Here is a 22,318-nt window from a genome sequence, read left to right as displayed (position 1 = left end):
ATTTAAAATAAATAAGATATAATTATAATTGTAGTTAGAATAGAGGATTTAGTTTAGCTTTAAGCTTTTTTGGTAAGTGAGCAAAAACAATCGTATTATTTTTTAAAAATTGATTTTTTTCATAGATTTGAACATCTAAAGTCATTGAAGAAGTTTTGAAACTTTGAAGTTTTATTTTATAGTTTCTTTCTTCATAAGATAGATTCATATTTTTTAAATCTATGATTGTTTTTTTGCTCTTTGCCATTTAGAATTCCTAATTTTTTTCTAATTATAATAAATTTTTCTTAATAGGATTTAATAGATGCAAAATAGTGAATCAATTAAAGCAATTCCATCAAATAGACTTCAATTTTTCCCTATCATGATGTTTGCGATAATCATGGGACTTTCAGGCTTGTCTTTAGTTTTTTATAAATTTAGTGAGGCTTTTTCTATTTCAAAAATATTTGGTTTATCTTTAGGGCTTTTTTCAACAGGTTTATTTTTAATAATAGTAGTAACATATTTATTCAAGATTTTTTTATATTCTAAAGAAGTAAAAGCAGAGATATCGCATCCAATTAGAGTTAATTTTTTTGCGGCTTCGTCAATTTCTACTCTTCTTATATCAATGTTTTTTAGACATATTAATATTGATATTTCAGAAGTATTATTTTATATAGGAGCTTTTGCTCATATATTTTTTACTTTTTATACTATAAAATTTTGGATAAATAATAATCTTGAAATAGCCCACTCAAATCCAGCTTGGTTTATTCCTATTGTTGGAAATTTAATAGTACCAATTTCAGGTGAAGGCTTTATCCATAGTTCGGTTTTATATTTTTATTTTTCAATTGGAATTTTCTTTTGGATTATTCTTTTTTCGATTATTTTAAATAGAATAATTTTTCACAAACAATTTGCTGCAAAATTTATGCCAACACTTTTTATACTTATAGCTCCACCTGCTATAGGGTTTATAGCTTATATAAAACTTACTTTAAGTTTAGATTTTTTTGCTCATATTTTATATAGTTTAGGTCTATTTTTTACAATTTTGGTTTTTGTAATGTATAAAAACTATATGAATATAAAATTTTTTATTTCATGGTGGGCATTTACTTTTCCAATGGCTGCAATAACTCTTGCTACAATTTTAATGTATGAATTAACAAAAGTACAACTTTATGCTTATATTTCTTATATACTAGCTTTTATTACAACTATAATAGTGCTTTTAGTAGCTAAAGAGACTATTATTCATATAAGTAAAAAAGAGATTTGTATAATGGAATAGTTTAAACTTTTCAAGATATAATAAAAAAATATTTTTAAAAATTTGAAGGAATTATTATGGATTTTAGATATATCGGGAAAAGTGGATTAAGAGTATCTTCTATTTGTATGGGAACAATGACATTTGGTTCTACTACATCTAAAGAAGAGGCTTTTAAAATAATGGATAAAGCTTATGACAATGGAATAAACTTTTATGATACAGCAGAGCTTTATCCAGTTCCACCAAAAGCAAATACAGCAGGAATTACTGAGCAATGGGTAGGTGAGTGGTTAAAAACAAAAGATAGAGACTCAATAATCTTAGCCACAAAAGTTGCAGGAGCAGCTTCTGGGTGGTTTGTGCCACCTATTAGACATGGTCTTACAGCAATTGATTCTTTTCATATTAAAAGAGCAGTTGAGGGAAGTTTAAAGAAACTCGATACAGATTATATAGATTTATACCAAATGCACTGGCCTGATACAGTAGTGCCTATTGAAGAGTCATTAAGAGCTTTTGATGATTTAGTAAAAGAGGGAAAAGTAAGATATATAGGAACATCAAATGATAGTGCTTATGGACTTACAAAAGCAAATGAAACTGCAAAAAATAATAAATTAGCTAGATTTGAATCAATACAAAATAATTTTTCATTACTAAATCCAAGATTTTTAGATGAATTAGCTACTGTATGTAGAAATGAAAATATCTCACTTCTTCCATACTCTCCAATTGCTGGAGGGGTTTTAGCTGGAAAATATAACAATGGTTTATATCCTGATGGATGTAGATTTACAGCTTATATCAAAAATAAAAGTCCAAGAGTTCAGGCAATGGCAAATAGATTTGTAAATGAGAAGACTATTGAAGCCACAAAAAAATATATGCAATTAGCAAAAGAGTATGGGATATCACCTGTAACACTAGCAGTTGCCTATTCAAAACACTTTGATTTTGTAGCTTCTACTATTATTGGGGCTAGAACATTAAATCAAGTAAATGAATCTCTAGCAGCCTTTGATTTTAAAATAGATGATGAACTTATGAAAAAAATAGAAGAAGTTCAAAAAGAGATTTTATACCCAATGGGGTAATTGAATATTTGATTCTCTAAGTTTTAAATTTTAAACTTAGAGAATTAATTTATTGTTTTATTTAGCTACTACTTTATTTTTTCCACTTTGTTTTGCTTCATACATTGCAGTGTCAACCCTTGTTATAGCTGTATCAATATCTTCATTAGTTTTTAATTCAGTTACCCCAAAACTTGCTGTTACAGGTTTTTTAATTAAATTAATTAGAACAAGATTGCTTTGTATTTTTTTGCGTAGTTTTTCTGCTGTTTTTAAAGCTTCATTTATATTAGTATCATTAAGTCCAATTATAAACTCCTCTCCACCCCATCTACACTTTAAATCAGCTTCTCTTAATTCTTCTTTTAAAAGTTTTGAAACTTCTTTTAGAACTTCATCTCCTATTTTATGTCCATAAGTATCATTTATATTTTTAAAATTATCAATATCAAAAAATAGAAGACTAAAAGGCTTTCTATTTCTTTTTACAACTTTATGGAAGTTATTTAAATTATTATTAAAGGATCTTCTATTTAATAAATCTGTTAAAGAGTCATTATGAGCTAAATATGCTAGTTTTTTATTAAAACCTTTTATACTATATATTATAAGAATAGTTATAATAAAAGTAGCTAATAGTGATACAAGTAAATTTGCATAAAAAGTATTGTATTCAGTCTTCATAAAGTCATCAATTTTTGCTTCAACTATTAGATGTAAATTTAATTCAGGCACGTATTTTGTATTTATTAGATAGTTTTCATTGTTTCTTGTATATTCAAATACTTTTGTTTTTTTAGAAAGGATTTGCTCTTGTATCTTAGCTAAACTAGGTATATCACTCAGCTTTTTTATAGAATCTATTTTTCTTTCTGATAATACTACTTTTCCATTTTCATCTACAAAGTAAACAGTAAACTTATAGTTTTGTCTAAAATGTTTAAGCATTTTATTAACATAAGAGATTTTTAATCCTATTCCTGTAGTTCCTATAAGCTGATAGTCTAAATCAAAGATTTTATAATTTATGAACATAATAAGAGAATTATCCAAGTTCTCATTATAATCTAAATTTATTTCATGTTTATCTTGAATAGATTTGAATCTATAATACCATTTATCTTCTTGATTATTTTTTTCTAAAGTTTTCAATAATCCATCTTGTGTATAATATTTTTGAGTTTTTTCAGAAACTAAAAAAGCAACAAACATACTGTATTTATTTTTTATCATTTGTAAATAACGTCTAATTTTTTCACTATTTTCTTCTTCATTTAATAGCCAGTCTTTTAAAAAAGTATCATTTGACATCATAGAGGAAATAAGATTTGGTTTTATTATTTGAGTTTGTATTTCAGAATATATGTTGTCTACTGATAAAGGTAAAGAGTAATTTTTTAAATCTTTTTGCGTACTTTCAAGAGATACTAAAAAGTTAATAAAAGATACTGTTATTGATAAAAATATCAATAAAAAAGAAATTGTAGCTATTATTTTCAAGTCATTTTTCATGGTAAAACTTTCAAATTGTTATATGTTTTTTATGATAGCTTAAATGTATTTAAAGGCTAATGAATATGATAAATCATAAAAAATAATAATATATGAAGTAAAATAATCATTAAATATAACATATATTAATATAGAAAATTGTAAAATATATAACTTTTTATTATAAAGGATTTAAATGAAAGACTTGAGTATATCAAAAAAATTTTCTTTGATAACAATAATGGTTACATTGCTGATGTTAGTTATTGGATATGTTGTTTTAAACTATTACAAAAAAGGTTTAACCCTTGAAGTATATAATAATGTACAAAAAGATTTAACAACTTTATCAAAACTCAAAATCAAAGGAAAGCTTGATGTAGGTATCTCAAATGCAGTTTCAATATCAAATGATGGAGAAATAAAAAAAGCTTTATCTTTAAATGACAGAGATTTAGCAATAAATGCCTTAAGTAATTTATCAAAGAGTATGAAGAAATCAACTCCTTTTAAAAATATTAAAGTACATATTCACACAAAAGATTCTCACTCATTTTTAAGATCTTGGAAAATAGATAAATTTGGAGATGATTTAAACTCTTTTAGACATAGTGTTGTTAAGGTTAATAATACAAAAAAAGTTGTAAATACCTTTGAAGTAGGGAAAGCAGGACTTAGTATTAGGGCTGTTGTTCCTGTATTTGACTTAGATAATAATCATTTGGGTTCGTTAGAGTTTATGCAAGGGATTAATTCTGTTGCTAAGTCTTTTGATAAAATTGGAGATGCTTTTTTACTTTTAATGGATAGTTCTTTAGCTGTAGCTAAAGTTGCTGAAGATAAAAAACTTGGAAATTATATAATATCTCAAAAGTTTGTAAATGAAGCATTTTTACAAGATGCTAAAACAATAGACTTTAAAAAATTAAAAGACAATAAATATTTAATATCTGATAAATATTTTTACTCTTTTGTTGAGATAAAAGATTTTAATAACAAAAGTTTAGGTTTAGCTTTATCTGCTAGACCTATTAATATTGTAATGAAATCTGTTGAACATACTTCATCAATAATTTGGAGTGCCTTAATAATTTTAGTTATAGCTTTAATTTTAACTATGATAGTTTCACTAATAAATATGAAAAATAATATATTAAGACCACTTTTAAGCTTAAAAGATTCTATTGATACAATTAAAGATAATAAAAATTCAGAAACTAAAAAACTTGAAATAACTTCAAATGATGAAATAGGAGATTTAGTAAAAAGTTTTAATGGATATTTGGATTTTATTCAAGAAGGTGTTAAGCAAGATAGAAAAGTTATTGAAGAAACTAAGCTTATTATTGAAAAAGTAAATGCAGGTTTATTAAATGATACTATAAAAGGAACAGCTCATTCAAAAGAGGTAGATTCTTTAGTAAAAGAAATCAATAGTATGATAAAAACTTTACAAAATAATTTACTTATTTTATCTGATTCTTTAGTTGCATTAGCAAATGCAAACTATGATTATAAAATACCTCATATTAAAGGTTTAACTGGTATTTTAGCTTCTTTAATGAGTGGTACAAAAGTAACACAATCAACAATTAATGAAGTGATGTGTTTAATTGATAAGTCAAATAAAGAACTAACAAAGAGTGCAAATGATTTAACAATTTCATCGAGAAAATTAAGTGATTCTTCAAATTCTCAAGCTGCATCTTTAGAACAAACAGCCGCAGCTATTGAAGAAGTTTCAGCAACTATAAATAAAAGTAGCCAAAGTGCTGCAAAAATGGCAAATTATGCACAAAGTGTGATGAAGTCAAATGATAAAGGAAGAGAGTTAGCTTCAAGAACTTCAAAATCTATGGATGAATTAAGTATGGAAGTAAATGATATTTACGAATCTATTTCAATAATTGATCAAATAGCATTCCAAACAAATATTCTATCATTGAATGCAGCAGTAGAAGCAGCAACAGCAGGTGAAGCTGGAAAAGGTTTTGCAGTTGTTGCTCAAGAAGTAAGAAATCTAGCAAATAGAAGTGCAGATGCTGCAAAAGAGATAAAAGATTTAGTGGAAAGTGCTACAAATAAGGCTAAAACAGGAAAAACAGTAGCAACAGAAATGATAGATGGATATAATGAACTAGATGAAAATATTAATGCAACTATTGAACTTATAAATGATGTAGCAACTGCTTCAAAAGAACAACAATTAGCAATGAATCAAATTAATGATACCGTAAACTCTTTAGATCAAGCAACCCAGCAAAATGCTTCTTTAGCATCAAATATTAGTATGATGGCTGAAAATACTACTTCTCTTGCTGTACAGTTACAAGGAGTTGTAAATAAAACTAGTTTTGATGATAATGCAAGAAAAAGAATATGTAATACTGATATGATTTTTGATTTAAATAAATTAAAGTCAGATCATATTGTATTTAAAAATACAAACTTTTCGCAATGTAAAGAAGGTTTTAAATTTAATGTAAAAAACCATCATGAATGTAATTTAGGAAAATGGATTGATGAAAATGAAAATTCATCTTTTGCTAATTCTCAAGAATGGAAAGATTTAAAAATTGCTCATGAAAAAGTACATACAATGGTACAAGATACAGTTGATTTATATGCAGAAGATTATGATAATGGTCAGATTTTTGCAGTAACTCAAAATATAGAGAAAAATATTGATCAAGTTTTTCATTTATTAAATAGAGTAAGAGAGATTAACTGTGGACATTAATTAGAACACAGATTTTCTGTGTTCTTTATCTTATCAAATTCTAATTTTTTTTTACTTTTTATATACATCAATGATTATTAAAGAAAGTCAAATGTATAATTACTCAATAATATTTATCAATAGAAAATTAATATGAAAGACAAAGTTAATATGAAAAAAATTAAAAAATTAAATGAACTTGCCAAATTTGCTGATTATTCTTTACTCAGTACTTTAAATAGTGATCCTTCCTCAAATGAAGATGGGCAAAATCATTTTCCAAAAGAGGTTTTTAATGGTCATTATGTACCTGTGAATCCTACACCAATTAAAGATCCAATATATATAGCACATAGTAAGAATTTTTTTGAAGAATTAGGTTTTGATGATACTATAGCTACATCAGAAGATTTTATAAAAATGTTTTCAGGAAATACTTCAAATTTACCTCTTCCTCTAAAAAAAACTGGATGGGCTTGTGGCTATGCCTTATCTATTTATGGTACTGAGTATTATCAACAATGCCCTTTTCAAACAGGAAATGGATATGGAGATGGAAGAGCAATTTCTATTCTAGAAGCAGTTTTAAATGGTAAACGCTGGGAAATGCAACTAAAGGGTGCTGGACGAACTCCATATTGTAGAGGTGCTGATGGACGGGCAGTTTTACGTTCTAGTATAAGAGAATTTCTAGCACAAGAACAAATGTATAAGTTAGGAATACCTACTTCAAGATCTTTATGTCTTTTTTCTTCTAAAAGTGAAACAGTAAAAAGACCATGGTTTACAAAAGGTTCATATTCAAAAGATCCTGAACTTATGATAGATGAAAAAGTTGCTATTTCAACACGTGTTGCCCCTTCTTTTTTAAGAGTAGGTCAATTAGAGCTGTTTGGCAGACGAGCAAGGAAAAATGAACATTTAAAAGCAAAAGAAGAGTTGGAGCAAATAGTTTTATATGCTATTAAAAGAGAATATCCAGAAATAAGTGAAGATTTAACTTTAGAAGATAAGATAATATTATTTGCTAAAAGTTTTAGAAATAGACTTACTTCACTAGTAGCAGATTGGATAAGAGTTGGATACTGCCAAGGTAATTTTAATAGTGATAATTGTTCAGTTGGTGGTTTTACTCTTGATTATGGCCCTTTTGGTTTTATAGACAATTTTCATCCGAGGTATCAACCTTGGACTGGAGGGGGAGTTCACTTCTCTTTTTTCAATCAGCCAGAAGCAGCGAGACAAAACTTTAAGATGTTCTGTCTTTCTTTAAAGCCTTTACTTGAAGATAATAAAAAATATTTAGAAAAACTAGAAGAAATAGAAATAGGCTTTGCTGATATTATGCAAGAGAAGATGGAAGTAATGTGGTCAAAAAAACTTGGAGTTGATAAGTTTGATGAAAATCTATTTAAAGAATTAATAATTCTTATGATTGAAACACAAGTTGATTATACTATATTTTTTAGAGAATTATCTTCTTTGCCAAATGATATACAAACACTTAAAAAAAGTTTCTATAAGAAAATAGATGATAATCAAAGCTTAAAAGATAGATGGGAAAAATGGCTTGAAAAATGGAATTTACATATATGTAGTTCTTTAAAATCAAAAGATGAAATTTCTAAGGAAATGAAAAGCATTAATCCTAAATATACACTAAGAGAATGGTTTTTAGTACCTGCTTATGAAAAAGCAAATGAAGGTGATTATAGTTTAATTCATGAACTGCAAGAAATAATGAATAATCCATATTTAGAACAATCAAAAGAAGTAGAAAAAAAATACTATAGATTAAAGCCTTCTGAGCTTTTTGATATAGCAGGAATATCTCATGTAAGTTGTTCTTCTTAATAAAATTTAATAAATATTATTCTAAAAACAGTTATTTATTATTTTATTGCTACTTTTATATAGTATTATATAACAAAATATAAAAGGAGCGACTATGAGTCAAGTAACACAAGAACAGCAAATTAAGAACCAACAATCTAAAATAAATGATTTAGAAAACGAATTGGCTGGATCTAAATTTGATATACCTTTATTAAAAATTGCAGAATCGGTACTAATGATACCTTTAGTTGGCACAATGGATTCTACAAAGTCTCAAAAAATTATGGAAGATATTCTTTTAAATATAAAAATCAATGAAACAAAAGTAGTTGTTATTGATATAGCAGGAATTACAGTAGTTGATAGTTCTGTTGCATCACATTTAATAAAAATAGCTAAAGCAACTAATCTTATGGGATGTCGTTCAATTATATCTGGTATTTCTCCTGTAATTGCTACAAATATTGTTAACTTAGGAGTTGATACCTCAGATATTGAAACAACAAATACTTTAAAAGATTCGATGATAAAAGCTTATGAATATATTGGTTATGAATTAGTAAAGAAAAAGTAATGTTAAAAAGTAATACCTCTATATTTGATGATATTATTGTTATTGATATCGATATTGAAGATTTATATATTCAAAATTATTATTTTGAGTTTTCAAAATTAATTTCAGAGAATGAAATTTTAAAAGTTGTCTTTAACTTTGAAAATATTGATGTTTTAACAAGTAGTGATATTCAAAGTGTTCAAAAAATAGTTGATACATTACACTTAAATGGAGTAAAATCCATTGTATGTGGAATAAACCCTTATAGTGCATCTTTAATTTATACTTTTATAGATAAAATAAAATTTACTACGACTTTAGATGTAAAAGACGCAATTGATGCAATTTCAATTAAATAAATCGACAGATATACAATCTATAATTTCGCAAATTGAAAAATTTGTTTTGTCTAAGACTAAAAATAAAATCATTGTATCAGAAGTAGTTATTATATCTTCTGAGATTATATATAATATTATTAAGTTTGCACCTTTAGGAGAATTTTCAATAGCTTCACAAAATAATATGTTTATAATAAATGCAAATGATACAGGAAAAGGTTTTTCATTAACTTTAGAAGACAGCTTAAAAGAAGGGTTTAGTACAGCGAATAGTTTAGGGCTTGGACTTCCTTCTCTTTTTAGAATGTGTGATGATATAAAAATTACAACTTCAAATATAGGGACAAAGATTTGTTGTTTTAAGGAGTTTTAAATGATGGAATATTCAAAATCTGTAAAACCTTTTATTTCTGAAAAAAATTGTGGAGATTTTGCATTTTTACTAGACTGTGAAGATTCTTATCTAATTTGTATTGGGGATATTGGAGGACATGGTAATTTCAAGATATATGAGCTAGCTTTAAAAATAGAAAAAGAAGTAACCTTAAATAAAGAAAATAAGATATTTGATTTATTTAATCATATTAGTTCTATGAAGTCTGTAAAAGAATATGGTATGACTTTATTTATTGGAAGAGTTAATAAAGAACTCCCTGTGTTACATTATATTTGTATTGGAAATCTAAAACTTCATCTAATCAAAAAAAATCATGTAAATATATTAAAAAAACAAAATGGTGTTATAGGTTTAGAGATTCCTTCAACTATAGAACATAATCTTATAAAATTATCAGATAACACAAGTATTATAATTTCCACTGATGGTATAAATGACTATAGCAATTATTTATCTGAAATTGTTAATATTGATGATTTAAAAACAATAAGCAATACATTAATAAATAATTTTGCATTAAAAGATGATGATGCACTTTGTTTTGTCTTTAAATATAGTGGCAATAATATACAAGTAAGAAAAAAGATACATAATAATACTTTTATAAATAATGAAAAGATAGATATTCCAAACTATGAAGAAATAGTCGAAACTTCTAATGATGTATCAAATTCACAATCTGAAGTTTTTGCTTTAGAAAAAAAATACTTATTTGTTTCTATAAATAATTCTTTATTATCAAGAACAAAAGTTAATACTATGGTTGAATATTTGCAGTTTGATAAAATGACATCAATAAGAGTTCAAACAATAATTTTAGAATTATTAAAATTTGATATTGTACATTTAGATGTTTATGTAAATGAATATACTTTTCAAATACATACACCTTTAAATGAAGAGTTAGTAAAAAAAATAATACCTCTTTTTTATGATGCTAAATTTAATTATATAAAAGATAAATTTATTATCGAGTTTAAAATTTTGAAATATATTAACATAAATGATGATGAATATAAAGAACTAAAGCAAATGTTATTTGTTGGTTTAGATAAAAAGAACTATGAAATATATAAAAAAGAAAAAGAAAAAGATAAAATGCTTACAAATCAATCAAAATTAGCTTCAATGGGTGAAATGATAGGATCAATTGCACATCAATGGAGACAACCTTTAAATGAAATAGGAATAAAGGTTCAGAAACTAAAATACTATTATAGAAAAAATAAAATTGATGAAGATTTTATAGATAATCATATAAAAAGTAGTATGAATACGATAAAGTTTATGTCCCAAACAATTGATGATTTTAGAAACTTTTTTAGAGTTGATAAGAAGAAAACTATATTTCAAATTCAAAGTTCTATAGAAGAGATAATTAATATTCAAAAAGCACAATTGAAAAATCATGATATTGAAGTTGAGATTAAAGGTAAAGATTTTAACTTTTTAGGTTTAAAAACTGAATTTCAGCAAGTTATTTTAAATCTTATAAGTAATTCAAAAGATGCTTTTATCAAAAATAAAGTATCTAAAGCAAAAATAAAAATAGAGTTAAAAGAAAATAAAATTGAGATAAAAGATAATGCTGGAGGCATTAAAGATAGTATAATTGATAGAGTTTTTGAACCGTACTTTACTACTAAAGAACAAGGTGAGGGTACTGGTATGGGACTTTATATGTCAAAAATGATTATTGAAGATAATTTAAATGGTAAAATTAATATATCTAATATTAATAATGGCATTAAAGTTAGTATATTTTTAGGGATTTAGTTATAATTAATCCCCAAAATTAGCAAAAGCACTCTCAACATTTGGGATGTTTTTGTAATGGGTTTTAGATAATCTTACTTTTTTTGTTTTAAGATTACAAACAGCAATTCTAAAACTAGCACCCATGTAAGGTTCAACTACACATACAATATTGTCATTTATTTGTCTAGTTACATGGATAGTACCTTGTAGTGAATTAAAAAAATACTTTGGATAACTCAAAGGAGTAATTTCAACAATATCAATACTTTCAGGCGTTTGTAAAGTCTCCACAATCAAAGCAGCATCTTCATAGCTATCAAATTGAATACACCAATCATCAAAATATTTATTAAAATGTTCTAAATCTTCATCAAGAAACCCACCAGCCAAAGACTGTAACGCAAAAATAGACACAAAACCACCTTGTATATGAAAAGTTTTAAAAATTGATTTTAGCATATTTTGCTTTTAAAAATATATATCAAAGAAACACAGATGTATAATTACAAAATTATAGATTATTACTAGGAAGTTTATGTGCTAAATATAAAAGTATATTATGAGGACACGGATGTAGGTGGGGTTGTTTATTATGCCAACTATTTGAAGTTTTGTGAGAGAGCTAGGTCTGAGCTTTTTTTCAAAAAAGGTTTATCTCCTCATCAAGATGATGAGTTTTTTGTGGTTAAACATGTTGAGGCTGATTATATAAAGTCAGCTGTATTTGGGGATGATTTAGTTGTTACTTGTAAGCTTACAGAGAAAAAGGCTGCATCAGTTGTGATGTACCAAGAAGTTTTAAGAGATGGGGAAGTTTTATTTAAAGGCTCATTTAAATTGGCTTATTTAAAAAACTTTAAACCTACAAAAATACCAAAAGAGATGTTCGAGGTTTTAAATGATGAAAAATAGTATAGTTTTAAAATGTTTAGTTTTATTAGTTTTAGTTAATGGTTTTGCTTTTTCAAAAGATGCTTTTGAGTTAAAAAATACTAATGAAATTTACTTTCTACCAAAGCATGCAGATAAAACAAAAGATAAAATTATAGATTTGATAAAGCAATCAAAAGATAGTATTTATATTTCTATGTATAATTTTTCATATAAAAAGTTTGCTAAACAATTAGTAGAAAAGTCAAAAGAAAAAACTAAAATTACAGTTATTTTTGACAAATCTAAAGTAAAAAAAGATGATAAAATATATAAATTACTAGAGAAAAATGGTATTAAAACAATAATTGCAGATAAGAAACTACATACTAAAATAGCAATCTTTGATGAAAAAATTTTAGTTTTAGGTAGTACAAACTGGACAAAGGATTCTTTTAAAGACAACTATGAAGTTATTTTATTTACAAGAGATAATAAAATAATTCAAAAGTCTAAAAGCTTTATAAAAAAGTTTGATTAAAAGCAAAAAAAAACTCTAAAAGTTATATATAGTTTTAAAAATTAATTAGCTAATATTTCAGAATCGGAGATTAAGATGAAATATATAATAGCTTGTATTGATAATGATTTAATGATGTTAGATGAGCTTTACAATAAGCTTTCAAGGATTGTAGATAGTGATTATATTATTGAAAGTTATATTAATGCAGAACAGGCTTTAATAGGATGCTTCAATGATATAATTGCAGGTAATGAAATTTTAATCACCATAAATGGAAAAAATAATTCATCTTTAAAGTATGATGAATTTCTTTTAGAACTTTATAAAAACTCACCAAATACTAAAAACATAATTTTCCAAGATACTATAGATATAAAAAGTTTAGAAAAAGTTATTAATGAAGCTTCTGTTTATAAGATTATTCCTCGTACTTTAAAAAGAGTTGATTTTGAATTAATGATTTTAGAAGCTATTAAATTAAATGCACAAGAACGAAGATTAAAAGAGTATCAAAAAGTTTTAGAGTCAGCTGTTGATAAAAGAACAAAAGAGCTAAATAATATTAATGTAAAACTAAATGTATTAGCTACTACTGATTCTTTGACCGGTGTTAAAAATAGAAGAAGTTTTTTTGAATCTTGTGGACCAATGATATCTTATAATCGTAGAGAAAAAAAGAGTTTAAGTACCTTAATGATTGATATTGATAAATTTAAATTAATAAATGACAATTATAGTCATAAAGTTGGAGATGAAGTAATAAAACTTATGGCTCAAACTACCCAATCACTTTTAAGAAAGAGTGATGTCTTTGGTAGACTTGGAGGAGAAGAATTTGGTGTTGTTTTACCAAATACTTCTTTAAGGGGAGCAAAAAAAGTTGCAGAACATATAAGAAGTGAAATTGAATCATTAGAGTTTATAACTTCAAATAAATCAAAAGTTAAGTTTACTATTTCTATAGGAGTTAGTGTTTTAACTCCAAATGAGAATGATTTGAATAGTTTATTACATAAAGCAGATTTAGCTTTATATGAGGCTAAAAAGAATGGAAGAAATAGAGTTGAAGTATATTGTGAAGATATTGATAATGAGTGAGAATATCTTTACTAAAATAAAAGTAATAAAATAGTAATATAAGACTATATTATATAGAAGGATTATACGTGTTAGAGATTTTTGTGATGGGATATTGTTTATATTTTGCATTAAATATTTATACATCATTTATGCAAGTAGGTTATATTAAAAATGCAAGAAATTTAGAACCTATTATATTAGAAAAAAACAAATATTATGAAGCAGCAAATTATGCTGTAGAAAAAGAAAAACTAGCGATTGTTTCATCATTTTACGATTTTATTATTTTCTTTATGTGGATTGGTTTTGGATTATCTTTTTTAGATTCATTAGTTACTGTTGAGCAAACATGGTTAAAAGCTGTAGTTTTTATAGATTTATTTATAATAGTAAACTGGGTTTTAACTTTACCTTTTGATTTATATAAGACTTTTAAGTTAGATAAAAAGTATGGTTTTTCAAATATGACAAGTTCATTATTTATAAAAGACACTATAAAAACTGGTATTTTATTTTTAATTTTTGGATCAATTGTAATAGCTGGAATTTCATTTATCATTGAAAATTTACCTTCATGGTGGATTTGGGGATTTGCTTTTATTTTTGCTGTGATTATTATCATAAATATGGTTTATCCTTTAGTTAGAGATAAAATGTTTGATAAGTTTGAACCTTTGAAAGACAAAGATTTAGAAAGTAAAATTGAAAAATTACTTGATGAAGTTGGATTTAAAAGTTCAGGAGTTTTCTCAGTTGATGCAAGTAAAAGAGATAACAGATTAAACGCATATTTTGGTGGATTAGGTAGTACAAAAAGGGTTGTATTATTTGACACTTTAGTTGAAAAATTGACTCACAATGAATTACTAGCTGTATTAGGCCATGAATTAGGTCACTTTAAAAATGGAGATATTCTAAAAAATATCGGAATTATGGGTGTTGTTATGTTTGTTTTCTTTGGTATTTTTGGTAATCTACCAGAAGAGTTATTTTTAGGTTTATCACTAAATCAAGAACCAGCAACAATTATTGCTATTTTTATGATTTTTTCACCAATATTATCATTTTTCTTAATGCCACTTATTTCTCTTATTTCAAGACATAATGAGTATGCAGCAGATGAGTTTGGTTCAAATTTACAATCTAAAAATGATTTAGTAAATGCACTTTTAAAGCTTGCAAATGAAAATAAATCATTTCCTTTATCTCATCCTATTTATATTTTCTTTTATTACTCTCACCCACCTTTAGTGGAGAGATTTAAAGAGTTGGGATATGATGTACACAACAGCTCAAAAGATGCCTTAAAAGAGGAATTAAATATAGATGAATAGTGTTATTGAGGTAAATACACTCACACTTACTTTAGCTATAATAGCCATAACTTTAATAGTTATGGCTATTTTGCATTTTATTAAACAAAAATATGAAGACAAACTTCAAAATTTACAAGATGAAATATTCTTGAAATTAAATACCGCAAATGAAAAAATAGAACTTACAAGCTCTTTTTATGAAGATAAAATCAAAACTATTCAAAATCAATCTGATCAAATTCAAGAAAATCTTATTGAAACTTATGAATTGAGATTAGAAAATTTAGCAAATGAATATAAAATAAAAGAAGACTCTTTTAATGAAAAAATTAATCTTCTTGAAGAATCAAAAGAAAAAATGAAATTAGAGTTTGAATCTTTAGCTACAAAAGTTTTCGAACAAAGCCAAAAAAAATCAAATGTCACTTTAAATCAGTTACTAACTCCTTTTAAAGAGCAGTTAAACTCTTTTGGGAAAAGAGTAAATGATATTTATAACGAAGAAACAAAACAAAGAAGTTCATTACTTACAGAAATAAAAAATCTAAAAGAGCTAAATCAACAAATCTCAACAGATGCCGTAAATCTTACAAAAGCCCTAAAAGGTGATAACAAAACTCAAGGGGATTGGGGTGAAATGATTTTATCTTCTATCTTAGAACAAACGGGTTTAAGAGAAGGAAAAGAATATTCAACTCAAGGCTCTTTTACCGATGAACATGGAAAGAGATTAAGACCTGATGTTATTGTTCATTTACCTTCAAATAAGGATATTATTATAGATTCAAAGGTTTCACTAAAATCATATATTGATTATACAAATAGTGAAGATGAAGGCAAAAAAGTCCTTGCAAAAAAAGAATTAGTTAAATCAATAACAACACATATAAAAGGACTTAGTTCTAAGAAATATGAAGAGATTGAGGGAGTTAGAACTTTAGATTTTGTGCTTTTATTTATTCCTATTGAAGGTGCTTTTTTACTTGCTAGTACAGAAGAAGAAAATTTATTTAAATTAGCTTTTGAACATAATATTATGTTAGTTTCTCCTTCAACTTTATTTGTTACTTTAAGAACCATAGAAAATATTTGGAGAAATGAACAACAACATGAAAATGCATTACTTATTGCAAAAAAAGCTGGATATTTGTATGATAAGTTTGCTTTATTTGTAAAAGACTTAGATGAAGTTGGAACACATATAAATAGAACACAAAAATCCTATGATAGTGCGATGAAAAAGCTATCAACTGGAAATGGAAACCTACTTAAAAGATCACAAGAGTTTATAGATCTAGGAGTAAAACCTAAAAAACAAATTGATAATAAAAATTTATTGGAAGAAGAATAATATGGAATTAGCTCACGATTTTGCACAAAACTTTTTAACACTTTTAGATGCTTTTGCTCTTTATATAATAGTAGGACTTTTTATTGCTGGTATTTTAAAACAAATAGTACCAGCAGATTTTGTATCAAGACATTTAGGTAAAGACTCAACAAGTTCTGTAGTAAAAGCTACATTATTTGGAATACCTTTGCCTGTGTGTTCTTGTTCCGTTATTCCTTTAGCTCAAGGACTCAGAAAAGAAGGTGCTAGTAAAGGTGCTGTTCAAAGTTTTTTAATTTCAACTCCTATTACTGGTGTTGATTCTATTTTAGCAACATTTTCACTTTTTGGTTTGGTTTTTACTGCTTTTAGAGTGATTTCTTCAATTCTTATAGCTATTAGTGTTGGTTTAATTCAAAATCTTTTTGAAAAAAATGAACAAGTTAATAATAAAATAAAACCAGCTTTTAGTGTAAATCCTATAACTACAAAGTCTCAAGTTAACTTTGCCCAAAATTTCTCTACAACAATGAAAGAAGCAAAAGAAGAAGTAGAAAGTTGTTGTAGTAGTACAAATGAAAATAAAAAAGGTTTTTCAATAAAAGCCGTATTTACTTATGCTTATATTACACTTTTTTCAGATATGACAAAGGCTTTATTAGTAGGTCTTATTTTAGGGAGTTTGTTCATTACTTTTATTCCAAAAGAGTATAGTAGTATGCTTTTTGATAATCAATTTCTAACATATTTTGTAATAATGCTTTTTGCTATTCCTTTATATACTTGTGCAACAGCATCCCTTCCAATAGCAGCAGCTTTAATGATTCAAGGTATGAGTGGTGGTGCTGCTTTTATTTTTCTTACAGCAGGTCCTGCAACTAGTGCAGTTACTATGAGTATTGTTTATAAAATGCTAGGAAAAACATCTCTTATTATATATGTATCAACAATATCTATATTAGCTCTAATTTTTGGGATTTTATTTGATTTATTTTTTGATAATTTGGAAATATTAAAAGTTTCAATGGAACATGAGGGTAGTTCTTTTGTTGAAAGTATTGCTTCATTAGCTGTTTTACTTTTAATTTTTTATCATTTATTTAAAGATAAGTTTTCAAAAAAAGAGCAAACAAAATCTTGTTGCTCTTAAAGTTTTAAATGAACTATTATTTTAGTTCATTTAAAAGTAAAATATCTACTAAATCACCTTTTTTAATATCTTCACTATCTTCTCTTTGAATAAGTAGAGCAGGGCTTTCAAGCATATTTGTTAAAATAGCACTTGTTCCTTTTTTCTTACCATCAAAGTTAATAGTATATTCGCCATTTGTGTACTCAACATTACAAGCTGTAAATACTGTTTTTGGCATTCTTCTTGGGAAGTTTTCATTTATTCTAGCTTTCACTATTGGAAGCTTTTCATTTGAACCTCTAAGTTTATAAATAAGTGGTAATACATATAAAATAGCACAAACAGTTGAAGAGTAAGCAAAACCAGGTAAAGCAATAATAGTTTTACCATCTTTAACAGCTGCAAGTAAGTGCATACCAGGTTTTATAGTTACCCCATGAAATAAAACTTCTGCTTGAAGTTTATCTTTTATAACATCTTGTACAAAATCATAATCTCCAACTGATACACCACCAGTTGTTACAACTATATTAGATTTTGATAGAGCAGTTTTTAGCATATTAGTAATTGAATCAATATCATCTTTTACAATCCCCAGTTGAAGAGTTGAAGCACCTGCTTTTTTACATAAAGCTTCAATAGTTAGATGGTTTGAACTTCTAATTTGTGAAGCATTAGTTTGTGTTTCTCCAAGATCTAAAATCTCACTTCCTGTACTAGCAATCGCAACTGTTGGGTTTACAACCACTGGAATTTGAGCTATATTCAATGAAGCTAATACTCCAACTTCAGCAAATCCAACAACAGTACCTTTTTTGATTAAAACTTCATCTTTTGCATAGTTTTCACCAATTGCTCTTGTGGCAAATCCAAATGGCACTTCTTTTATAATAGTGATTTCATCACCATTTACTTCTACATTTTCAATAGGTATTAATGTATCACTACCTTGTGGCATAAGTGAACCTGTAAATGTTTTAATACAAACACCATTTTCAACTTTTGATTCTACTACAGTTCCTGCTGGGTTTTTATCAATAATTTTAATTGTTTTTAAAGTTTGGTCTTCATGTTTGATAGCATATCCATCCATTCCCGATGTAGGAAACTCAGGTGAGTTATGATCAGCTATAATATCACTTGCTATTACTTTTCCAATAGCATTTATTAAAAACTCTTTTTCTGTAGTGATTTGTGGTAGTTTTATATTATTTAGTATTTCTAAAGATTTATCATAGTTTATAAATTGTCTCATTTCATTCTCCTAATAGGTAAATGAAATATTACCAAAAAATAAAAAATACTTACTTAATGCAAAGTATTTTACTTTGCATTTTGTTCGATAAATTCTTTGTATTTTAAAGCAGTGTTGTAGCTTACTTGTGCTTCTTTTGACACAGAATAAACTGTGATTTTCTGATTAAACATTCTCATCATATTTACAGAAGCTTCAATTTTTCGTTTAGCTGTTTCTTGTCTAGTTTTAGTAGCTTTTTTAGTAGCTTTACTTTTCTTTTCAGTTAAACTTTTTTGATACTTCTCTTCTTCTAAATGAAGTTTTTTATATAGTTCTGCTTGACCATGGTCTTTACAAAGCTCTTGTAATATTTTTAAGTCTTTTACTGAAACTGTAATTCTTATTTTTAAGCCTTTAAATTTATTTTTGGGGCGAAATTATAACGACACATAATTAAAATTTGCTAAATTTGGTTTTATCCAAATGAATTAACAGTTAATTATTTGAGTTTTTATTATTTAAATTATATTTGTAAACCATGATTTGTTCAAATAACATATCACCAAAAGCAGGATTTATCTCTTCATTGTCTTTTAATACATTTAAAATTACTATTCTAATTTGCTCTTCTGTCATATTTACTGCAACTGGTAAAATAGTTTCGGCAATTTTTTGTTTAAACTCTTCTTGTTCTTCTAGTGTCATTTTATTTCCTAATGAGTGAAAGTATCTGAAATTATAATGAATTTTTCTAAATGTTTAGTAAAATATAGACAATTTATATAATTAATATAAAATTTATAAATATAAAACAAAAATTTGAGAACTTTTTCGATATACTTTCAAAAAAATTTAACTAGGATATATATCTTGATTGAACTAAGTAAAAAAATATCTAAACTAGTAGGAAAAACAAATGCTGAATATAGCCTTATTAAAGAAGGTGATAGAGTATTAGTTGGTTTTTCTGGTGGTAAAGATTCAACTACCCTAATTCATGCATTAAAAAGACTACAAAGTGTTGCTCCATATAATTTTGAATTTAAAGCTGTTACTGTAACTTATGGAATGGGTGAGCAAGTACAGTTTTTAGCAGATCATTGTAAAGAACACGGTATTGATCATGAGATTGTTGATACGGAAATCTTTGAATTAGCTGGTGAAAAAATTAGAAAAAACTCTTCATTTTGTTCATTCTTTTCAAGAATGAGAAGAGGATATTTATATTCTACTGCATTAGAGCAAGGATATAATAAAGTTGCATTAGGACATCATTTAGATGATGCAATGGAATCATTCTTTATGAATTTCTTTTATAATGGGACTATGAGATCAATGCCTCCTGTTTATAAAGCTGAAAATGGATTAGAAGTTATTAGACCTTTAATTTTTTGTAGAGAAAGACAATTAAGAGCATTTGCTGATAGTAATGAAATAAGCGTTATTGGTGATGAGGCTTGTCCTGGTCTTAGATTTGATGTTAAAATGCCTTATGCAAGAGCAAAAACAAAAGAGTTATTAGCTAAATTAGAAGAAGATAATCCTCAAATTTTTGTATCAATGAAAGCGGCATTTAATAATATCCAATTATCTACATTTTTTACAAAAGATGAGCTAGATAGAATAGATCCAATAGATGAGGAAGCTTAATATATGAAGCTTCTAATTTCTTCGTGTTTATTAGGAGAAGATGTAAGATATGATGGAGGTAACTCATCAATTGCAATGGGTGCTTCTTTTAGCTTCTCTCAAAAAGAGTTATTTATGGATATATTATGTGAAAATGAAATATATTCTTTTTGTCCAGAAGTATCAGGTGGTTTAACAACACCAAGACAAGCAGCAGAATTAGTAAGTTCTAATAAACCTTTTAAAGTATTAACTAAAGAAGAAGATGACGTGACTATAAACTTTTTACTTGGAGCAAAGAATGCTTTAGATCTTTGCGTAAATGAAGGTATTAAAGTGGCTTTATTAAAATCAAAATCTCCATCATGTGGAAATAGTTTAATATATGATGGAACATTTTCTGATAAATTAGTTGAAGGTAAAGGTTTAACAGCTAGATTATTAGAAGAAAATGGTGTTGTTGTTTTTAATGAAACACAATTAAAAGATTTAAACAAATTTATAAAAACTAATTCTTAGTTTTTATAAATTCTCATTTACTAAATTTGAAAGTCTTAATGGATCTAAAGCACCACTAACTCTTTTTACTTCATTTCCTGCTTTATATACTACTAGTGTTGGAATAGATCTAATTGCATATTTTGCACCTAAAGCTTGATGTTCTTCTGTATTTACTTTTACAAATAAAGCTTTTAGAGGATACTTTGTTGCTGTTTCATTAAAAATAGGTGTCATTATTTTACAAGGTCCACACCAAGGTGCCCAAAAATCAACTATTACAGGAATATCTGAATTTACTATTACATGATCAAAATTTTCTTCATTTAATTCAATTGGATGAGTTTCTAATAATGAATTTTTACATGAACCACAATTTGCTTTAGAATATGAATCTTTTTTGGGAATAGCATTGACTTTTAAACATGATGGACATACAACATTTATTTTACTCATTTATTTAAGCCTTTATATCTAAAAGTGAATCTACAACTTGTTGTTGTGTAACAATTCCTTGTGCATTTGCTTCATAAGCTATAACTTGTGGAATTTGATTAACTATTGAATTTATAAAATCAGCTGTTACTTCTTGAGTTGCAGGATCGCCAGTGATATTGGCAACTTGTGCTAGGTTTGAAGCTGTTTGAGTTACTTGTGCTTGTGCGGCTAACATACCATTTAAACTATTACTGTCTGTTATTTGCATCATTTACTCCTTCATTTTCTTGGCTACTTAAAAGTAGCATTTTATTTAAGTTTGCAGCTCTTGCTATTGAAGCATCTGCACTACTTAATTCGCTTGGTGCTCCTGCAGACCTTGAAAGTTTAGCAAGCTTAGCAAGTGCTGCATCTTTATCTTGTGGTAGAGATGTATCAAGTCTTACATGACCTCCTGTAGCATAAAGTTTACCATCGGGTCCTACTTGATAGTTATATGAAATTGCACTTTTTGTATCACCTAAACTTGCATGTTGTTGTTCATGTGCTTTAGTTTGTGCATCAAGTCTTTTGAACTTTTCTAATACTCGTTGATAGTCATTTTCATCATAGTTTTTTCCAGAAATATCAACAGTATCATTTTTTTCAAAGGATGATTTTTGCTCCTCTTTTTTATCAATTGCTGCAAGTTGTGCTTTTTTAACTGCGATTTGTTGATTTATAGAAGAGGCAGATTGATATCTATCAAAAATTTCCATAATACACCTCAAGTTTATATATGTAATAATTTTAGCTAATTTTTAAGATTAAGTAAATAAGAGAAATTAAGT

Annotated in this window: 24 protein-coding genes; 16 read left to right on the top strand and 8 right to left on the bottom strand. The window is 26.5% G+C overall.

Annotation, left to right across the window (positions count from 1 at the left end):
* Positions 1–34: 34 nt before the first annotated feature.
* Positions 35–247, bottom strand: coding sequence for a malate dehydrogenase (locus ACH5BK_RS02160; RefSeq protein ID WP_404304163.1), 213 nt, complete (start codon positions 245–247; stop codon positions 35–37).
* Positions 248–304: 57 nt separating this feature from the next.
* On the opposite strand from ACH5BK_RS02160, the gene ACH5BK_RS02155 reads away from it, so the two are divergent.
* Together ACH5BK_RS02155 and ACH5BK_RS02150 are read left to right on the top strand one after the other, a co-directional pair.
* Positions 305–1,282, top strand: a complete 978-nt coding sequence (locus ACH5BK_RS02155; RefSeq protein ID WP_404304162.1) for an SLAC1 anion channel family protein — start codon at positions 305–307, stop codon at positions 1,280–1,282.
* A 56-nt stretch (positions 1,283–1,338) separates the two neighbouring features.
* On the top strand, positions 1,339–2,358 hold the full coding sequence (locus ACH5BK_RS02150) for an aldo/keto reductase (RefSeq protein ID WP_404304161.1): 1,020 nt from the start codon (positions 1,339–1,341) through the stop codon (positions 2,356–2,358).
* A gap of 57 nt (positions 2,359–2,415) precedes the next feature.
* On the opposite strand, the gene ACH5BK_RS02145 is transcribed toward ACH5BK_RS02150, so the two are convergent.
* Positions 2,416–3,849 carry a diguanylate cyclase gene (locus tag ACH5BK_RS02145; protein ID WP_404304160.1) on the bottom strand — a complete coding sequence of 478 codons (1,434 nt, stop codon included), beginning with the start codon at positions 3,847–3,849 and terminating at the stop codon, positions 2,416–2,418.
* A 175-nt stretch (positions 3,850–4,024) separates the two neighbouring features.
* Here ACH5BK_RS02145 and ACH5BK_RS02140 point away from each other — a divergent pair, with 175 nt between their 5' ends.
* The 6 genes from ACH5BK_RS02140 (at position 4,025) to ACH5BK_RS02115 (ending at position 11,453) form a co-directional block, all read left to right on the top strand.
* Complete coding sequence (locus tag ACH5BK_RS02140) at positions 4,025–6,568, top strand: methyl-accepting chemotaxis protein (protein WP_404304159.1); 2,544 nt, start codon at positions 4,025–4,027, stop codon at positions 6,566–6,568.
* A 150-nt stretch (positions 6,569–6,718) separates the two neighbouring features.
* Positions 6,719–8,401 carry a YdiU family protein gene (locus tag ACH5BK_RS02135; protein ID WP_404304158.1) on the top strand — a complete coding sequence of 561 codons (1,683 nt, stop codon included), beginning with the start codon at positions 6,719–6,721 and terminating at the stop codon, positions 8,399–8,401.
* A gap of 94 nt (positions 8,402–8,495) precedes the next feature.
* On the top strand, positions 8,496–8,957 hold the full coding sequence (locus tag ACH5BK_RS02130) for an STAS domain-containing protein (protein WP_404304157.1): 462 nt from the start codon (positions 8,496–8,498) through the stop codon (positions 8,955–8,957).
* Complete coding sequence (locus tag ACH5BK_RS02125; protein WP_404304156.1) at positions 8,957–9,298, top strand: hypothetical protein; 342 nt, start codon at positions 8,957–8,959, stop codon at positions 9,296–9,298. Before ACH5BK_RS02130 ends, ACH5BK_RS02125 begins: the two co-directional genes overlap by 1 nt.
* Positions 9,279–9,653: a hypothetical protein gene (locus ACH5BK_RS02120; RefSeq protein ID WP_404304155.1), complete on the top strand. Its 375-nt coding sequence runs from the start codon at positions 9,279–9,281 to the stop codon at positions 9,651–9,653. The genes ACH5BK_RS02125 and ACH5BK_RS02120 overlap by 20 nt, the downstream gene beginning before the upstream one ends.
* 3 nt (positions 9,654–9,656) lie before the next feature.
* Positions 9,657–11,453: a sensor histidine kinase gene (locus ACH5BK_RS02115; RefSeq protein WP_404304154.1), complete on the top strand. Its 1,797-nt coding sequence runs from the start codon at positions 9,657–9,659 to the stop codon at positions 11,451–11,453.
* Positions 11,454–11,459: 6 nt separating this feature from the next.
* On the opposite strand, the gene ACH5BK_RS02110 is transcribed toward ACH5BK_RS02115, so the two are convergent.
* Entirely contained in the window at positions 11,460–11,849 is a 390-nt protein-coding gene (locus ACH5BK_RS02110; protein WP_404304650.1) for a hypothetical protein, read from the bottom strand.
* 123 nt (positions 11,850–11,972) lie between these two features.
* On the opposite strand from ACH5BK_RS02110, the gene ACH5BK_RS02105 reads away from it, so the two are divergent.
* The 6 genes from ACH5BK_RS02105 to ACH5BK_RS02080 all read left to right on the top strand — a co-directional run bounded on the left by ACH5BK_RS02105 (position 11,973) and on the right by ACH5BK_RS02080 (position 17,704).
* A complete protein-coding gene (locus ACH5BK_RS02105; RefSeq protein WP_404304153.1) occupies positions 11,973–12,347 on the top strand; it encodes a YbgC/FadM family acyl-CoA thioesterase in 375 nt (124 codons plus the stop codon).
* Complete coding sequence (locus ACH5BK_RS02100; protein WP_404304152.1) at positions 12,334–12,846, top strand: phospholipase D-like domain-containing protein; 513 nt, start codon at positions 12,334–12,336, stop codon at positions 12,844–12,846. Before ACH5BK_RS02105 ends, ACH5BK_RS02100 begins: the two co-directional genes overlap by 14 nt.
* A 75-nt stretch (positions 12,847–12,921) precedes the next feature.
* Positions 12,922–13,926: a GGDEF domain-containing protein gene (locus tag ACH5BK_RS02095; RefSeq protein ID WP_404304151.1), complete on the top strand. Its 1,005-nt coding sequence runs from the start codon at positions 12,922–12,924 to the stop codon at positions 13,924–13,926.
* A gap of 68 nt (positions 13,927–13,994) precedes the next feature.
* The gene (locus ACH5BK_RS02090; RefSeq protein WP_404304150.1) at positions 13,995–15,242 is read left to right on the top strand and encodes a M48 family metallopeptidase; all 1,248 of its coding nucleotides are present in this window, start codon (positions 13,995–13,997) and stop codon (positions 15,240–15,242) included.
* The gene (locus tag ACH5BK_RS02085) at positions 15,235–16,575 is read left to right on the top strand and encodes a DNA recombination protein RmuC (protein ID WP_404304149.1); all 1,341 of its coding nucleotides are present in this window, start codon (positions 15,235–15,237) and stop codon (positions 16,573–16,575) included. The genes ACH5BK_RS02090 and ACH5BK_RS02085 overlap by 8 nt, the downstream gene beginning before the upstream one ends.
* A gap of 1 nt (position 16,576) precedes the next feature.
* Complete coding sequence (locus ACH5BK_RS02080; protein WP_404304148.1) at positions 16,577–17,704, top strand: SO_0444 family Cu/Zn efflux transporter; 1,128 nt, start codon at positions 16,577–16,579, stop codon at positions 17,702–17,704.
* A gap of 16 nt (positions 17,705–17,720) precedes the next feature.
* Here ACH5BK_RS02080 and ACH5BK_RS02075 read toward each other — a convergent pair whose 3' ends face one another.
* Together ACH5BK_RS02075 and ACH5BK_RS02070 are read right to left on the bottom strand one after the other, a co-directional pair.
* Entirely contained in the window at positions 17,721–18,941 is a 1,221-nt protein-coding gene (locus ACH5BK_RS02075; RefSeq protein WP_404304147.1) for a molybdopterin molybdotransferase MoeA, read from the bottom strand.
* Positions 18,942–19,418: 477 nt separating this feature from the next.
* On the bottom strand, positions 19,419–19,628 hold the full coding sequence (locus ACH5BK_RS02070; RefSeq protein WP_404304146.1) for a hypothetical protein: 210 nt from the start codon (positions 19,626–19,628) through the stop codon (positions 19,419–19,421).
* Between the two features lie 165 nt (positions 19,629–19,793).
* Between ACH5BK_RS02070 and ACH5BK_RS02065 the strand changes: the two genes are divergently transcribed.
* Positions 19,794–20,573, top strand: a complete 780-nt coding sequence (locus ACH5BK_RS02065) for a tRNA 2-thiocytidine biosynthesis TtcA family protein (protein ID WP_404304145.1) — start codon at positions 19,794–19,796, stop codon at positions 20,571–20,573.
* Between the two features lie 3 nt (positions 20,574–20,576).
* Positions 20,577–21,071, top strand: a complete 495-nt coding sequence (locus tag ACH5BK_RS02060; protein WP_404304144.1) for a DUF523 domain-containing protein — start codon at positions 20,577–20,579, stop codon at positions 21,069–21,071.
* Positions 21,072–21,074: 3 nt separating this feature from the next.
* On the opposite strand, the gene trxC is transcribed toward ACH5BK_RS02060, so the two are convergent.
* The 3 genes from trxC to ACH5BK_RS02045 are packed head-to-tail and all read right to left on the bottom strand — an operon-like array spanning position 21,075 to position 22,246.
* On the bottom strand, positions 21,075–21,506 hold the full coding sequence (trxC, locus tag ACH5BK_RS02055) for a thioredoxin TrxC (RefSeq protein WP_404304143.1): 432 nt from the start codon (positions 21,504–21,506) through the stop codon (positions 21,075–21,077).
* Between the two features lie 4 nt (positions 21,507–21,510).
* Entirely contained in the window at positions 21,511–21,756 is a 246-nt protein-coding gene (locus ACH5BK_RS02050) for a hypothetical protein (RefSeq protein WP_404304142.1), read from the bottom strand.
* Entirely contained in the window at positions 21,737–22,246 is a 510-nt protein-coding gene (locus tag ACH5BK_RS02045; RefSeq protein WP_404304141.1) for a putative metalloprotease CJM1_0395 family protein, read from the bottom strand. Before ACH5BK_RS02045 ends, ACH5BK_RS02050 begins: the two co-directional genes overlap by 20 nt.
* Positions 22,247–22,318: the final 72 nt, after the last annotated feature.

This window comes from Arcobacter sp. YIC-80, assembly GCF_044841725.1.
Classification (GTDB): Bacteria; Campylobacterota; Campylobacteria; order Campylobacterales; family Arcobacteraceae; genus Arcobacter_B.
This window is presented reverse-complemented; position numbering and strand designations above follow the sequence as displayed.

Excerpts from the sequence above, each read along its gene's own strand:
- ACH5BK_RS02160 (WP_404304163.1), bottom strand. The coding sequence starts at position 247 with ATGGCAAAGAGCAAAAAAACAATCATAGATTTAAAAAATATGAATCTA.
- ACH5BK_RS02155 (WP_404304162.1), top strand. The coding sequence starts at position 305 with ATGCAAAATAGTGAATCAATTAAAGCAATTCCATCAAATAGACTTCAA.
- ACH5BK_RS02150 (WP_404304161.1), top strand. The coding sequence starts at position 1,339 with ATGGATTTTAGATATATCGGGAAAAGTGGATTAAGAGTATCTTCTATT.
- ACH5BK_RS02145 (WP_404304160.1), bottom strand. The coding sequence starts at position 3,849 with ATGAAAAATGACTTGAAAATAATAGCTACAATTTCTTTTTTATTGATA.
- ACH5BK_RS02140 (WP_404304159.1), top strand. The coding sequence starts at position 4,025 with ATGAAAGACTTGAGTATATCAAAAAAATTTTCTTTGATAACAATAATG.
- ACH5BK_RS02135 (WP_404304158.1), top strand. The coding sequence starts at position 6,719 with ATGAAAAAAATTAAAAAATTAAATGAACTTGCCAAATTTGCTGATTAT.
- ACH5BK_RS02130 (WP_404304157.1), top strand. The coding sequence starts at position 8,496 with ATGAGTCAAGTAACACAAGAACAGCAAATTAAGAACCAACAATCTAAA.
- ACH5BK_RS02125 (WP_404304156.1), top strand. The coding sequence starts at position 8,957 with ATGTTAAAAAGTAATACCTCTATATTTGATGATATTATTGTTATTGAT.
- ACH5BK_RS02120 (WP_404304155.1), top strand. The coding sequence starts at position 9,279 with ATGCAATTTCAATTAAATAAATCGACAGATATACAATCTATAATTTCG.
- ACH5BK_RS02115 (WP_404304154.1), top strand. The coding sequence starts at position 9,657 with ATGGAATATTCAAAATCTGTAAAACCTTTTATTTCTGAAAAAAATTGT.
- ACH5BK_RS02100 (WP_404304152.1), top strand. The coding sequence starts at position 12,334 with ATGATGAAAAATAGTATAGTTTTAAAATGTTTAGTTTTATTAGTTTTA.
- ACH5BK_RS02095 (WP_404304151.1), top strand. The coding sequence starts at position 12,922 with ATGAAATATATAATAGCTTGTATTGATAATGATTTAATGATGTTAGAT.
- ACH5BK_RS02085 (WP_404304149.1), top strand. The coding sequence starts at position 15,235 with ATGAATAGTGTTATTGAGGTAAATACACTCACACTTACTTTAGCTATA.
- ACH5BK_RS02080 (WP_404304148.1), top strand. The coding sequence starts at position 16,577 with ATGGAATTAGCTCACGATTTTGCACAAAACTTTTTAACACTTTTAGAT.
- ACH5BK_RS02075 (WP_404304147.1), bottom strand. The coding sequence starts at position 18,941 with ATGAGACAATTTATAAACTATGATAAATCTTTAGAAATACTAAATAAT.
- ACH5BK_RS02070 (WP_404304146.1), bottom strand. The coding sequence starts at position 19,628 with ATGACACTAGAAGAACAAGAAGAGTTTAAACAAAAAATTGCCGAAACT.
- ACH5BK_RS02060 (WP_404304144.1), top strand. The coding sequence starts at position 20,577 with ATGAAGCTTCTAATTTCTTCGTGTTTATTAGGAGAAGATGTAAGATAT.
- trxC (WP_404304143.1), bottom strand. The coding sequence starts at position 21,506 with ATGAGTAAAATAAATGTTGTATGTCCATCATGTTTAAAAGTCAATGCT.
- ACH5BK_RS02050 (WP_404304142.1), bottom strand. The coding sequence starts at position 21,756 with ATGCAAATAACAGACAGTAATAGTTTAAATGGTATGTTAGCCGCACAA.
- ACH5BK_RS02045 (WP_404304141.1), bottom strand. The coding sequence starts at position 22,246 with ATGGAAATTTTTGATAGATATCAATCTGCCTCTTCTATAAATCAACAA.